This window comes from Kluyvera ascorbata ATCC 33433 (assembly GCF_000735365.1).
In the GTDB taxonomy this organism is placed as follows: Bacteria; Pseudomonadota; Gammaproteobacteria; order Enterobacterales; family Enterobacteriaceae; genus Kluyvera; species Kluyvera ascorbata.
Genome location: NZ_JMPL01000005.1, coordinates 102774 through 115379, shown reverse-complemented (window position 1 = coordinate 115379; position 12606 = coordinate 102774). Strand labels below are relative to the sequence as shown.

General features: G+C 56.1%; 13 protein-coding genes and 1 pseudogene. 1 reads left to right on the top strand and 13 read right to left on the bottom strand.

Annotation, left to right across the window (positions count from 1 at the left end):
- From GKAS_RS24765 to kdgT, 10 genes and pseudogenes are all read right to left on the bottom strand, one after another.
- A pseudogene (locus GKAS_RS24765) lies at positions 1–98 on the bottom strand (carbon-phosphorus lyase complex subunit PhnI); the annotation flags it as partial.
- Position 99: 1 nt separating this feature from the next.
- Entirely contained in the window at positions 100–684 is a 585-nt protein-coding gene (gene phnH / locus GKAS_RS02955; RefSeq protein ID WP_035891913.1) for a phosphonate C-P lyase system protein PhnH, read from the bottom strand.
- On the bottom strand, positions 681–1133 hold the full coding sequence (phnG, locus tag GKAS_RS02950; protein WP_035891912.1) for a phosphonate C-P lyase system protein PhnG: 453 nt from the start codon (positions 1131–1133) through the stop codon (positions 681–683). Before phnG ends, phnH begins: the two co-directional genes overlap by 4 nt.
- Positions 1134–1859 (bottom strand): phosphonate metabolism transcriptional regulator PhnF, encoded by a 726-nt coding sequence (gene phnF, locus GKAS_RS02945; protein ID WP_035891911.1) that lies wholly within the window; start codon positions 1857–1859, stop codon positions 1134–1136.
- A gap of 20 nt (positions 1860–1879) precedes the next feature.
- The gene (gene phnE / locus GKAS_RS02940) at positions 1880–2662 is read right to left on the bottom strand and encodes a phosphonate ABC transporter, permease protein PhnE (RefSeq protein WP_035891910.1); all 783 of its coding nucleotides are present in this window, start codon (positions 2660–2662) and stop codon (positions 1880–1882) included.
- A gap of 57 nt (positions 2663–2719) precedes the next feature.
- Positions 2720–3736, bottom strand: a complete 1017-nt coding sequence (gene phnD, locus GKAS_RS02935) for a phosphonate ABC transporter substrate-binding protein (RefSeq protein WP_035891909.1) — start codon at positions 3734–3736, stop codon at positions 2720–2722.
- Between the two features lie 23 nt (positions 3737–3759).
- A complete protein-coding gene (gene phnC / locus GKAS_RS02930; protein WP_035891908.1) occupies positions 3760–4548 on the bottom strand; it encodes a phosphonate ABC transporter ATP-binding protein in 789 nt (262 codons plus the stop codon).
- A gap of 132 nt (positions 4549–4680) precedes the next feature.
- The gene (gene yjdN, locus GKAS_RS02925; RefSeq protein ID WP_035891907.1) at positions 4681–5127 is read right to left on the bottom strand and encodes a VOC family metalloprotein YjdN; all 447 of its coding nucleotides are present in this window, start codon (positions 5125–5127) and stop codon (positions 4681–4683) included.
- Positions 5128–5304: 177 nt separating this feature from the next.
- Positions 5305–5640, bottom strand: a complete 336-nt coding sequence (locus GKAS_RS02920) for a zinc ribbon domain-containing protein YjdM (RefSeq protein WP_035891906.1) — start codon at positions 5638–5640, stop codon at positions 5305–5307.
- A 180-nt stretch (positions 5641–5820) separates the two neighbouring features.
- Complete coding sequence (gene kdgT, locus GKAS_RS02915) at positions 5821–6819, bottom strand: 2-keto-3-deoxygluconate transporter (RefSeq protein ID WP_035891905.1); 999 nt, start codon at positions 6817–6819, stop codon at positions 5821–5823.
- Positions 6820–7504: 685 nt separating this feature from the next.
- Here kdgT and proP point away from each other — a divergent pair.
- Positions 7505–9007, top strand: a complete 1503-nt coding sequence (gene proP, locus GKAS_RS02910) for a glycine betaine/L-proline transporter ProP (protein ID WP_035891904.1) — start codon at positions 7505–7507, stop codon at positions 9005–9007.
- 118 nt (positions 9008–9125) lie between these two features.
- On the opposite strand, the gene GKAS_RS02905 is transcribed toward proP, so the two are convergent.
- The 3 genes from GKAS_RS02905 to GKAS_RS02900 form a co-directional block, all read right to left on the bottom strand.
- Entirely contained in the window at positions 9126–10490 is a 1365-nt protein-coding gene (locus tag GKAS_RS02905) for an HlyD family type I secretion periplasmic adaptor subunit (RefSeq protein ID WP_035891903.1), read from the bottom strand.
- A gap of 142 nt (positions 10491–10632) precedes the next feature.
- Complete coding sequence (locus GKAS_RS24760) at positions 10633–10884, bottom strand: cysteine peptidase family C39 domain-containing protein (protein ID WP_181814592.1); 252 nt, start codon at positions 10882–10884, stop codon at positions 10633–10635.
- A 95-nt stretch (positions 10885–10979) separates the two neighbouring features.
- Complete coding sequence (locus GKAS_RS02900) at positions 10980–12332, bottom strand: TolC family outer membrane protein (RefSeq protein ID WP_035891902.1); 1353 nt, start codon at positions 12330–12332, stop codon at positions 10980–10982.
- Positions 12333–12606 lie beyond the last annotated feature (274 nt).

The window sequence follows — 12606 nt, the reverse complement described above, 5'->3', positions numbered from 1 at the left end:
CTGAGTTCCGGCAGCGCGGTATCGCCCCGACGTCGATGTTCCTGTAGCGCATGGGCGGCGGCTATCGCCTTCTCGCCCCCTTTGACGGCAACGTACATATCAGCAAACCTCGACGTGAGTGGTGCGCGGAATAGCCAGCAGACGCTCGCCGCAGGTGAGGATTAAATCCACGCCAAGCGGGAACGGGTGCGGGCGTTCGGTCAGTTCATGCAGAATGCAGCTCGGTAACTGCGGGGCGATCATGCGTTCTTCGGCAATACCTGCGCCGGTCAGGCGCAGCATGCGACCGCCGCTGAGGCTTGAGACCTGCACAATCAGCGTGGCGCTGGTTTCCGGGGCTACGGCGCTGCCTTCGCACAGGGCGTTTAGCTGCTCGCTGCTGATGGTATCGCTCGACACCGCGAAGGTCGCCTGCTGCGGCTGCTCAACCAGCGGCGCGTTGGTGTGAAAACGCAGACTCTGGCTGACGATATCGTTGTGCAGTGCGTTGGATAACCACACCGGCGTGTCGTTGTCGGCAAGGGTCAGCAGCACGCTGGTGGTGGCGACATTCAGCGGCTGCCAGCCGTGTTTGAGCTGATGCAGCGCGACGATCACGCCCGGCTCGCTCATGGCTTTTAACAGGCGACGAAAGCTGTGCTGGGCATCCTGCACGGGAAGGGTAAAAGCGGTTTCCAGGGTCATGCGTTATCTCCGCGAACCAGAGTAAAGAAGTCGACCCGGCTGGCGTTGATTTCAGCCTGACGTGCGGCAATGCGTGCGGTACGGTCGGCTTCCAGCGGGGTAATCAGGGTTTCTAATAAGGTTTGAAAATGGGTGGGTTGCTGCATTAGCGCGTCAATCACCGCGCAGCGCTCGGCGTGCGGTTTATCGCGCCCCAGCACCCAGCTGTAGCCCACGGTGCCGTTGCTCAAGCGCACGGCGGCGCGGGTCAGCGTGGCATCGCCGGCAAAAAAACGTTCTCCGGTGCCGCCCATGCGGCCCTGAAGTTGGACCAGGCCGGTTTCCGGGGCGCGAATCGTCTCGTAGTCGGCGGTAATGTTCAGCGCGATCATTTTTTCCGCAAGATTGGCGGGGTCGCTGTGGGACAGCACCGAAATCCAGTGCTGACGGGTCGCGGTATCAAGATGCATTCAGTGCTCCATAATAAATTCGATCATGTCGGCGCGGGTCAGGCTGACGGAGTACTCCATCGCCTGGTCATCGCCTTCACGATGGTTCAGGGTGCGCACGCACAGCAGGGGTGCCATGTTGGGGATTTCTAAGCGCTGGCTCTCTTTGGCCTGCGCCCGGCGCGCGCTGATGCGGGTCTGGCTGCGTTTGAGCGCAATGCCGGTTTGCTCACGCAGGAAGTCATGCAGCGAACCGCTGCTGAAGCTTTGCAACGTAGGCCAGAGCTGCAGGTCGGCAAAGTAGTGATCGATAAGGCACAGCGCCACGCCGTTAACCCGGCGCAGCGTGCGCAGGTGAATGACGTTGTCGCCTTCGGCTATCCCCAGCGCTTCGGCGATATGGCCAGAGGCCGGGCGCAGCACCGACAGCAGCTTTTCGCTGGTGGGGTGGCTGCCCTGGTCGAGCAGGTTCTGGCTAAAGCGCGCCTGAGCGTTCAGCGGGTAGTCGAACGGGCGCATCAGCACCAGCACGCCAATCCCCTGGCGGCGCTGAACCCAGCCTTTTTCCACCAGTTGGTCGATGGCGCGGCGCAGGGTGTGACGGTTCACTTCAAAGCGCGCCGCGAGCTGGTGCTCGGCGGGCAAATAGTCGCCGCAGCGGTAGTTCTGACGCAGCTCTTGCTCCAGGCGAGCGGCAATCTCTTGATAACGCGTCGGATAACTGGTCGGATGTGTAGACAGGTGCATAGTCAACAAAACCTCGCTAATCAGATGAAGTGCTTACGCAAACGCTGAGAGAGGAAATCCAGCAGGCTAACGGTGATGATGATAAGCACCATCAGTGCGCAGGTTTGCTGGAACTGGAAACCGCGAATCGCCTCCCACAGCGTCACGCCGATGCCGCCTGCGCCAACCATCCCGACTACCGTGGCGGAGCGGACGTTGGACTCGAAGCGGTAGAGCGAGTAGGAGATTAAGAGCGGCATGACCTGCGGCAGGACGCCGTAGAGGATCTCTTCGATTTTGTTAGCGCCGGTGGCGCGAATGCCTTCAACCGGGCCGGGTTCAATGGCTTCCACCGCTTCGGAAAGCAGCTTGGAGAGCACGCCGGTGGTATGAATAAATAGCGCCAGCACCCCGGCAAACGGACCTAAGCCGACGGCGACAACGAACAGCATGGCGAAAACCATTTCGTTGATGGCGCGGCAGGCGTCCATCAGGCGACGCATCGGTTGGTAAACACACCACGGCACCAGGTTTTCGGCGCTCATCAGGCCGCAGGGAATGGAGAGTACGACCGCCAGCGCGGTGCCCCAGACGGCGATTTGCAGGGTGACGGCCATCTCTTTGAGGTAGTCCTGCCACAGGCTAAAGTCCGGCGGGAAGAAGTCGGCGGCGAAGGTTGCCATGTTGCCCGCGTCTTTGAACAGCGTGACCGGGTTCATTTCCGCCCCTTTCCAGGAGACGACAAGCACCGCCAGCAGAATGGCCCAGCTGATAAGCGAAAACCAACTGCGCTTGGGCGGGGGAACGGTGATGGTGTGTTGCATGGTTGGTCTCCGGGTTTCCTGAGTCCCCTCTCCCCTATGGGGAGAGGGGGAAAAGCATTACTGCACCGCTTTGGTCACTGACGTCATCGCGCCAATCGCCGCCGTGGTACGGTCAAGGTCGTTCAGACGCGCCTGGATATCGGCGGTCTTCGTGGCCTTCTCGGCGTCGTTCAGCGTGCCGTTGCCCTTCACGGTCTGCATCTCTTTAAACAGCGTCAGCTGGCGAATCGGCAGAAGTTGCAGGTCGCTGGAAGCGCGGAACGGTGCCCAGCCCAGACGTTCCAGCACCGCTTTCTCTTCCGGCGTTTTGCCGTAGTTCATAAAGAAGCTGTACACCTTGTCCTTGGTGGACTCAGACAGGTTTTTACGCCACACAATTGGGTCGCCTGGGATCAGCGGTGACTTCCAGATAACTTTCAGCTCTTTCAGCTTGTCCGGCGCGGAGACCTTCAGCTTGTCGAGGTTTTCGGTGTTGTTAGTGGCGACATCCACCTGCTTGTTGGCAACGGCCAGGGCGTTGGTTTCATGGCTGGCGTTGACCGTGCGCTTGAAGTCGCTGGCGGAAGCGTTGTTCTTGGCGAAGACGTAGTAGCCTGGGACCAGGAAGCCGGAGGTGGAGTTCGGGTCACCGTTGCCGAAGGTCAGCTCTTTACGCTTGGCGAGCAGGTCGTTGAGGTTGTTGATTGGGCTGTCTTTGTTGACGATTAGCACGCTCCAGTAACCTGGGGAGCCGTCGGCGGCCACGGTCTGAGCGAATACCTGACCGTTAGCGCGGTCCACCGCTTCCATGGCGGAGAGGTTGCCGTACCAGGCGATATCGACCTTGTTAAAGCGCATCCCCTGGATAATCCCCGCGTAGTCCGGTGCGAAGAAGGCGTTAACCTTTACGCCCAGCGACTTTTCCATGTCCTTCAGGAACGGTTCCCATTGCGGCTTTAAGTTCTGCTGTGATTCCGTCGAAATAATGCCGAAGTTCAGCGCTTTTTCCTGCTCTTCCGCGTGGGCTGGGGTTAACAGGGTGCTGAGGCTAAACATGCTGGTAAAAGCCAGCGCGGCAACGGCTTTATAACTCATTTCCATTCCTCATTGTGGGGACGTTAAGCAGCCTGCGCGTTCTCTTCGACGCGATTAATGCTGCGGTAGAGATGGTCAAATCGTTCGTTATCAAACTGCTGGCTGCTGCCGTCGTAGAACACGTGTCCCTGACGCAGCGCGACGATGCGTTCGCAGTAGCGCAGCGCATAGTCGACCTGATGCAGCGTCACCACCACGGTGATGCCGTCGGTCTGGTTAATGTCGCGCAGCGTGTCCATCACGATGCGCGCGGATTCTGGGTCCAGCGAGGCGATAGGTTCGTCGGCGAGGATCACCTTCGCCTGCTGCATCAGCGCACGGGCAATCGCCACGCGCTGCTGCTGGCCGCCGGAGAGCGTCGAGACGCGCTGGTGGGCCATGTGCGCCATGCCCACGCGGGTTAACGCCTGCAGGGCGCGCTGTTTCTGCTCGCGGGTGAACCAGCTAAAGCAGGTGCGCCAGAACGGCGTGCTGCCGAGCGCGCCAATCAGCACGTTCTCCATTACGCTCAGACGGTTAACAAGGTTGAACTGCTGGAAGATGTAGCCGGTGTGGGCGCGGCTCTTGCGGATGTCGCGCGCCAGACGGCCCGACTGCTGTACGGTGTTGCCCAACAGTTCGATGCGGCTGCCCGGCGTTTTATCGCCGACGATAAGGCCGCTCAGATGACGTAAAAGGGTGGATTTGCCAGAACCGGACGGGCCAAGCAGAGCCACCATCTCACCGGCGTGGACGTTCAGGTCAATGGCGTGGAGTACCTGATTCTGATTGAACGTCTTGTTGAGCTTTTCAACGCGAATAATCGTTTGCATGTTGAGACCCTCAATTAAGGTGGCCTCATCGTGGCGAAGTAGTGTGACATTTGGGTTAAGGCGGGATGACTCGGCGATGAATAATTGGCAGGGATTTGATGACAGGACGGGAGGCCGTGGCCTCCCGCGTTGTTAGAGCGTGGGCTCTTGTTGTTTGACCACGTTAATCATCCACGGCACGCCGTAGCGGTCGACGACGCGGCCAAAACCGTGTGCCCAGAAGGTCTCCTGCCAGGCCATTTCAACCTTGCCGTTGGCGGCGAGATTGTCGAACCAGCGTTTACCCTCTTTCACATCCTGGGTGTCGAGCACCAGCGTAAAGCCAGAGTAGCCTGCGGCATCCGGCGAGGTGCCGTCACTCATCATGATATCGCTACCCGCGATGTGGACGTTGGCGTGGGCGATAGCGCTATCGGGAAACTTCAGGCCGGACGGGCAGCCGCCTTCGTCGTCCATGGCGGAGGGCGGCATTTCGCCGAAGGTGATTTTGTAGCGCAGTTCCGCACCCAGCGCCTGCTGATAATAGGCAATGGCATCGGCGCAGTTTCCGGAAAAGGCGAGATAGGGACTTAACGGCATGATCGTTACCTCAGGTAAGAAGTGCTCATTAAGTGTAGTGCGTGTCGGTTCTGGGGGCGAAGCGGGGCGGGGAGCGTATTGCCGGATGGCGCTTCGCTTATCCGGCCTACGGGACAGTGCAATTTGTAGGCCGGATAAGATGCGTAGCATCGCCATCCGGCAATGCTACATGTTCAATCAGTTCTTTTTCACAAACTCAGATTTCAGCTTCATCTGGCCGAAACCGTCGATTTTGCAATCGATGTTGTGGTCGCCTTCAACAAGACGGATGTTCTTCACTTTGGTGCCGATTTTCAGCATCGAAGAGCTGCCTTTGACCTTCAGGTCTTTCACTACGGTCACGCTGTCGCCGTCGACCAGCAGGTTGCCGTTGGCATCTTTGACGATCAGCTCGTCGCTGTCGTGTGCCGGTTCAGCATCGTTCCACTCGTGCGCGCACTCCGGGCAGATGAACATGCCGTTGTCTTCGTAGGTGTATTCGGAGTTGCATTGTGGGCAGTGGGGTAATGACATGGATATATCCTCAAATGTGCAGTGCGAAAGGCAAAGGCCTGTAAAACGGCAAATCGCCGAAAATGGCCCTGATTATACAATAAAACCCTGCATTTGTCGGTGGTATCGAGGAATTGGTTGACGAATGGTCAGAAAACGAAGGGTGGTTTTCCCCTCTCCCTTGTAGGGAGAGGGGTCTGATTAGTGATGCGCGGGCTGTTGAGCGCGCTCTGGTGTATTTTCTGTGGATTGCGGTGCGCCATAACGTTTAGCGTATAGCGCGGTAATAATCGGCACCAGAATCGCGGTGACAATTACGCTGGCGGCAACCAGCGCCGTTGCGGAGGCGGCAACCGGGGCAAACGACGGGTTAATCTGCGCAATGATAACCGGGTTCGCCACGGCAGCACCGGCGGCAGATGAGGCGGCTACGCCTGCGGTACCATTCCCGCCGCCAATGACGCGGTCAGCAATAATCAGCGGAATACCGGTGATGATGATAACCGCCACGCCCAGCACGATACCCAGCAGGCCGGTGTCTAGAATCACGTTCAGGTTGATGGTGTTACCCAGCGCGAAGCCGAAGAACGGAATCAGCACCGGCGTGGCTTTGCTGAAGAACGCACGCAGATCGTGGTCGAGGTTGCCGAGGGCGAAGCCAATCAGGAATGGCAGTACGGCGCCGATAAAGTGGTGCGGCTCAAAGGACGCCAGGCCTGCGGAACCGAGGATCACCATGGTCATCAGCGGGCCGGACTCCAGCGACATCAGCACGAAAGCACCGGACTCTTCTTTGGTGCCGTACTGGTTCATCAGGCTGGCGTACAGACCGCCGTTGGTCATATCCATCGCGGAAACAATGGCCAATACGGAGAGACCGGCAAAGAATCCAGTCTGAATGCCGGTATCAGGAATAAAGGAGGCCGCAATCATGGCAACCACCCAGGCAACGGCGATTTTGGTCAGCACCAGCGTGCCGGATTTGCGTAATACCGTGCCGGTTGCGCGTAAATCAATGGACGCCCCAATACAGAAGAACCATACCGCCAGAATTGGCACCGTTCCGCCAATCATTCCTTTCGTGAAAGACCCGAAATATTCACCGGTTGTTGGGGCCAGGGTATTTAATACCGCGCCTAACAGTAACGGGATAAGCATCATCCCGCCAGGGACTCGTTCCATTGTCGCTTTGATTTTCATATGGCGTCCTCGCTTCTTATTGCTGCTCGCAATAGAAGAGGTTAAGTATAATAATTTCAGTATGTTATATGGCTATCATCTGGTGTTTTTATGTCACAACACTTGCGTGTTAAAAAGAAACACATCGACATTTTCAACGTTGCTTCGACAGTCATAATGCATTTATAGAAATAGTGATTCAATGAAAATAAAACGATGTTTTATATATATGGATCACATATTTCAAATGTTGATATCGAGGAGATTCGAAAGATAAAAACGGTGTGAATTTAATGTGACAAATTCTGAAAAAACTCTTTTCAAAATTGAGGTGAAAAAACGGCGTGAACGGTGCGGCATCACTAGCGTTGAGCGGGAAATGAGCAGGCAAATGTGAGCGGAATATTTCGCTTTAGTAGCATGATTCAAGCTTTTGTTAAGTTGATCACAATATTAATCGCTGTTAGGGTAAATAGGATTGTCCCTCACACGGTCATTTTCAGAGGGGCGGCTTTTTAACTGACTCGCCAGCAGGCCCAACAGGTTTGATTGTCCGCAAACATCGACTCACGCAGACATGCAAACCTGCTACGCTTGGATAAAAGGGACCAGCATCTCCACGGCTCCCTTTACGCGCCCTCGCAAACACATCGTGTGTTTGTCGCCACTGGGTGTGCGTTCAAGGCGAAATTGAACGAGGAAAACCATGCTTAAAAGGAAAAAAGTAAAACCGATCACGATTCGTGACGTCACTATCATCGACGATACCAAGCTGCGCAAAGCGATTACCGCTGCTTCACTGGGTAACGCGATGGAGTGGTTTGACTTCGGGGTTTATGGGTTTGTTGCCTATGCGCTAGGTAAAGTCTTCTTCCCGGATGCCGACCCGAGCGTGCAGATGATTGCCGCACTGGGTACCTTCTCCGTTCCCTTCCTGATTCGTCCGCTGGGCGGTTTGTTCTTCGGGATGCTCGGGGATAAATATGGTCGCCAGAAGATTCTATCCATCACCATTATTATTATGTCGCTCAGTACATTCTGTATTGGCCTTATTCCGTCGTACGAGACCATCGGTATTTGGGCACCAATCCTGCTGCTGCTGTGTAAAATGGCGCAGGGCTTCTCGGTCGGCGGTGAATATACCGGGGCATCTATCTTTGTGGCCGAATATTCCCCTGACCGTAAGCGCGGTTTCATGGGCAGCTGGCTGGACTTTGGTTCAATTGCCGGGTTCGTGATGGGCGCGGGTCTGGTGGTTCTGCTCTCCACCGCGGTGGGTGAGGCGAACTTCCTTGAGTGGGGCTGGCGTATTCCGTTCTTCGTCGCGCTGCCGTTAGGGATTATCGGTCTCTATCTGCGTCACGCGTTGGAAGAGACCCCTGCGTTCCAGCAGCACGTGGATAAGCTGGAACAGGGCGATCGTCAGGGTCTGCAGGATGGTCCAAAGGTATCGTTTAAAGAGATTGCTACCAAGCACTGGCGCAGCCTGCTGGCGTGTATCGGTCTGGTTATCTCTACCAACGTGACCTACTACATGCTGCTGACCTACATGCCGAGCTACCTGTCGCATAACCTGCACTATTCGGAAGACCACGGCGTGCTGATTATCATCGCCATTATGATCGGTATGCTGTTCGTGCAGCCGGTGATGGGTCTGCTGAGCGACCGATTTGGCCGTCGTCCGTTTGTGGTTGTGGGGAGTATCGCGCTGCTGGTGTTCTCGATTCCGGCCTTCGTGCTGATTAACAGCAACTCGATTGGCCTGATTTTCTCCGGTCTGCTGCTGCTGGCGGTGATTCTGAACTGCTTCACCGGGGTGATGGCGTCGTCGTTACCGGCGATGTTCCCAACCCATATTCGCTACAGCGCGCTGGCGAGTGCCTTTAACATCTCGGTGCTGGTTGCCGGTGTAACGCCGACGCTGGCCGCCTGGCTGGTGGAGTCGACGCAGAACCTGATGATGCCGGCTTACTATCTGATGGTGGTCGCGGTGATCGGTCTGATGACCGGCGTGATGATGAAAGAGACCGCCAACCGACCGCTGAAAGGTGCAACTCCTGCGGCGTCGGATATGGCTGAAGCGAAGGAGATCCTCCAGGAGCATCACGACCATATCGAGCATAAGATTGAAGATATCGATGCCGAGATTGCCGCGCTGCAGGAAAAACGTTCGCAGCTGGTGATGCAGCATCCGAAAATTAACGAGTAGGCCGGATAAGGCAAAGCCGCCATCCGGCAATGTGTATCGAACTGCCTGATGGCGCTGCGCTTATCAGGCCTACAAATAAAAACCCCGACATTATTGTAATGCCGGGGTTTTTTTATGCTTATCGTTCGCGGAACGCCTCCGCGCGGGCGCGCAGAATCGGCTTTAACAGATAGGCAAGAATGGTTTTCTTGCCGGTAATAATATCCACCGAGGCCACCATGCCAGGAATAATAATCAGCGGATTTTTATCGCTGCCGAGATGGTTTTTCTCGGTACGCAGACGAATCACGTAAAAACTTTTCCCTTCTTTATCCGTCACCGTATCCGGGCTTATCTGCTCGAGTTTGGCCTTCAGCCCGCCGTAGATGGTGTAGTCGTAGGCGGTGAACTTCACGATGGCTTCCTGGCCGGGGCGCAGAAAGGCGATGTCTTGCGGGCGGATTTTAGCTTCGACCAGCAGGGTGTCATCCAGCGGCACGATTTCCACAATATCGTTACCCGGCTGGATAACGCCGCCGATGGTGTTGACCATCAGCTGCTGAACGATACCGCGAACCGGCGAGGTGACTAACGTACGGTTAACCCGGTCCTCAATCGCTTTTCCGGAAGCCTCGGTTTTACTGAGATCGGTACGCGCTTCATTGAGCTGCGACAGCGCCTCGCTGCGGTAGCGGCCACGCGCTTCACCCATTTTACTCTCAATCTCTTTAAGCGCCGCCTGCGCTCGTGGCACCGCCAGCGTCACCGATTCCAGCTGCCCGCGGGTGTCTACCTCAGAGCGACGCAGACGCAGCACCTCAACCTTTGAGATGGCCCCCTTGGCAACCAGTGGCTCAGACATACTGATTTCCTGTTGTAGCAAACTCAGGCTACGACGGTACTGTTCGGCTTTAGCCTGGTAGTCCAGCAGCTCCTGTTTTTTCTGCACCAGCTGTTCATTGAGGCCGGATAGTTCGCTCTGAATGCGTTTGTTTACGCTGGCAAAAAGCGCCAGTTCGCCGTTCGCGATATCCGGGGATTTCGTCATAATAGTGGGCGATAGCGTCAGGGTGTCTTTGCCCTCGACCTGGGCGGTCAGACGCTGAATTCGCGCCTCCAGCGCCAGCCGGTCGGCTTCCGATTCCCCGGCGTTAGAACGGAATCGGGTATCATCCAGGCGCAGCAGCGGCGCGCCTGCGTTGACCACTTCCCCTTCATGAACGAAGACTTCTGCGACAATCCCCCCTTCCAGGTTCTGGATTTTTTGCAGTCGTGAGGAGGGAATCGCCTTACCATCACCGCGCGTCACTTCGTCAATTTCGGCAAGCGCGGCCCAGGCAATCATGATGATAAAGAAGCCGAGGATGGCCCACAGCGTGATACGCACCACTCGCGGGGAGTCGTCGATCAGCGCTTTGTTTACTTCGTTGGCGGCCAGGGTTGAGGTATTTTTATCACCCAAAAGCCAGGCTTTCAGGCGGTTGATTCGGTTAGCGTTGCGCATGAATTAGTCCTTTTTTCAGTGCGTTCATGACGCTCTCTTTTGGGCCGTCCGCGATGATCTTACCGTTGTCGAGGATTATCAGGCGGTCGACCAGCAGCGCACGTGCCAGGGCAACGGCCGGGCGCGATTCAATCCATCCCAGCTAATCAGCACCGCCACATGTTTTCGGGCCAGCACGTGTGGCGGCGCGTGGGAAAGTGCCCTGAGTGAGCTGGTTTTCCTGGAGGGGGAGTCCGGCGGTTAAGACGTTACGGCTGGAAATAATATTATGCAGTTTGCAGATGATCATCAGCGCATCGAGCAGGGGATCATCGTGATTCTGGCATGGGTCGAGCCTGATGGTGTCATCAGGCGAGGAGGTCACATGTTCAAGTGAATCAGTATAAGACGCCATAATCAGACCTCATAAGCCATCAAAATGTTCGTATTGCTCAAAGCCTATAAGGGGCTACCCCGCCGGAGAGTGGGGTAGCCCGTAGGTCTAAATCGTTACTTCAGTTCGGGTAAATTGGCGTGTGCGCTTTGCTGCTCCTCAACGGGCTGTGCTGCCGTTGGTGCCTGAATATTGAGCTGTTTTAACAGGTCGCCGATGCGAGCGTTGATGCGGTAGGTGGTGAACATTTCCACAAACTGCATTTCGACGTAGCGGCGCTGGGCGTTGAACACTTCGTTTTCGCTGTCCAGCATATCGAGCAGGCTACGCTCGCCGATGCTGAACTGCTCCTGATAGGCGGTGCGCACGACGGCACTGCGGTCAGCGTAATCTTTGGCGATCGGCACCTGCTGTTTGGCGTTCTGCCAGGCGTTCCAGGACAGGCGAAGTTCTTCATCGAGCTGGCGCAGCGCATTACGCTTCACGTCCTGTGCTTCCTGCATTTTGTAGGCATAGGATGAGAGCTGGGCTTTATCGCTGCCGCCGTTGAACAGGTTGTAGTTCATCCGAACCATGGCCTGCCATTCCTGATCGTGGCCGCGAGTGCCATCGACGTTGTTGTCCATACGGCGACCGAGGTCGATATCCACGCTTGGATAGAAGCGAGATTTCGCCGCTTCGTACTGTTGGCGGGTGGCTTCAACATCGGCATCGGCCTGTTTCAGCAGCGGGCTATTTTCCAGCATCTGCTTGCGCGCGTCGGCCTGTGAAGCCGGGACTTTGGTGGTCATCGGCATCGACAGACCGGAGGCCTCTTTGCCCACCACGCTGTAGTAGTTGGCCTGAGCATCTTCAAGGTTGGTCTGCTCGGTCAGCAGGTTGTTGCGGGCCTGTGCCAGACGCGCCTGTGCCTGCTCATAGTCGGCCTTACGGCCAACGCCCTGCTCGGTGCGCAGACGAATCTGATCGAAGACGCGCTCGTGGCTGGTGAGGTTATTTTGCGCCAGCTGTACCATTTTTTGACGCATCAGCACGTCGAGGTAGCTTTGAATGGCGTTCAGCGCGGTGACTTCACTGGTGTTCATCACCGAGAACGCACGGGAGTTGACGGTCGCTTTTTGCCGGGCGACTTCGCTGGTGGTGGCAAAGCCGTTAAACACGTTCTGGCGCAGATTGAGGCTGGATTCACTGCGATTCAGGTTACGGTGGTGGTCGTTTGCCGCTCGGGTGCTGGAGTTATCGGTCTGCTCCCAACCGGTACCGGCGGACAGGTTTAACGTAGGTAAGTATCCCCCTTTTGCCGCACGGAGATCTTCGTCGGCGGAGTAACGGCTGTTAACGGAGGCGCTGACCTGTGGGTGCCACAGCAAACTGTCTTTGACCGCCTGTTCTAACGTTGCTGCGCTGGAGTTATTGACGAACAGCAGCGGTAGAGAGAGGCTGGTTAATACCCGAATGTGTTTTTTCATCATGTCATCCTTTTCTTGTGTTCATTTCCCTGGCCGGTGGGGGACCACCAGAGGCGAGGTCGAGACAAAAAACAAAATTGTTGCTGTCTTACATCAGCAATCTCCTGTTTCCATCAGGAGAAATAGCGAACGCCTTCCATACAAAACACAGCAAAACGGATATCTCATACATTTGTGTGTGTGCTGATAGTATTCCAGGCATCTCATGAAGATGAGGTCTGGTAAATAAAGACTTTGGCTATATTTATAAGGTAATACGCAAAATAAACGCTTT

Bases quoted from the DNA above. Each gene is read 5' to 3' on its own strand.
- phnH (WP_035891913.1), bottom strand. From the start codon at position 684: ATGACCCTGGAAACCGCTTTTACCCTTCCCGTGCAGGATGCCCAGCAC.
- phnG (WP_035891912.1), bottom strand. From the start codon at position 1,133: ATGCATCTTGATACCGCGACCCGTCAGCACTGGATTTCGGTGCTGTCC.
- phnF (WP_035891911.1), bottom strand. From the start codon at position 1,859: ATGCACCTGTCTACACATCCGACCAGTTATCCGACGCGTTATCAAGAG.
- phnE (WP_035891910.1), bottom strand. From the start codon at position 2,662: ATGCAACACACCATCACCGTTCCCCCGCCCAAGCGCAGTTGGTTTTCG.
- phnD (WP_035891909.1), bottom strand. From the start codon at position 3,736: ATGAGTTATAAAGCCGTTGCCGCGCTGGCTTTTACCAGCATGTTTAGC.
- phnC (WP_035891908.1), bottom strand. From the start codon at position 4,548: ATGCAAACGATTATTCGCGTTGAAAAGCTCAACAAGACGTTCAATCAG.
- yjdN (WP_035891907.1), bottom strand. From the start codon at position 5,127: ATGCCGTTAAGTCCCTATCTCGCCTTTTCCGGAAACTGCGCCGATGCC.
- GKAS_RS02920 (WP_035891906.1), bottom strand. From the start codon at position 5,640: ATGTCATTACCCCACTGCCCACAATGCAACTCCGAATACACCTACGAA.
- kdgT (WP_035891905.1), bottom strand. From the start codon at position 6,819: ATGAAAATCAAAGCGACAATGGAACGAGTCCCTGGCGGGATGATGCTT.
- proP (WP_035891904.1), top strand. From the start codon at position 7,505: ATGCTTAAAAGGAAAAAAGTAAAACCGATCACGATTCGTGACGTCACT.
- GKAS_RS02905 (WP_035891903.1), bottom strand. From the start codon at position 10,490: ATGCGCAACGCTAACCGAATCAACCGCCTGAAAGCCTGGCTTTTGGGT.
- GKAS_RS24760 (WP_181814592.1), bottom strand. From the start codon at position 10,884: ATGGCGTCTTATACTGATTCACTTGAACATGTGACCTCCTCGCCTGAT.
- GKAS_RS02900 (WP_035891902.1), bottom strand. From the start codon at position 12,332: ATGAAAAAACACATTCGGGTATTAACCAGCCTCTCTCTACCGCTGCTG.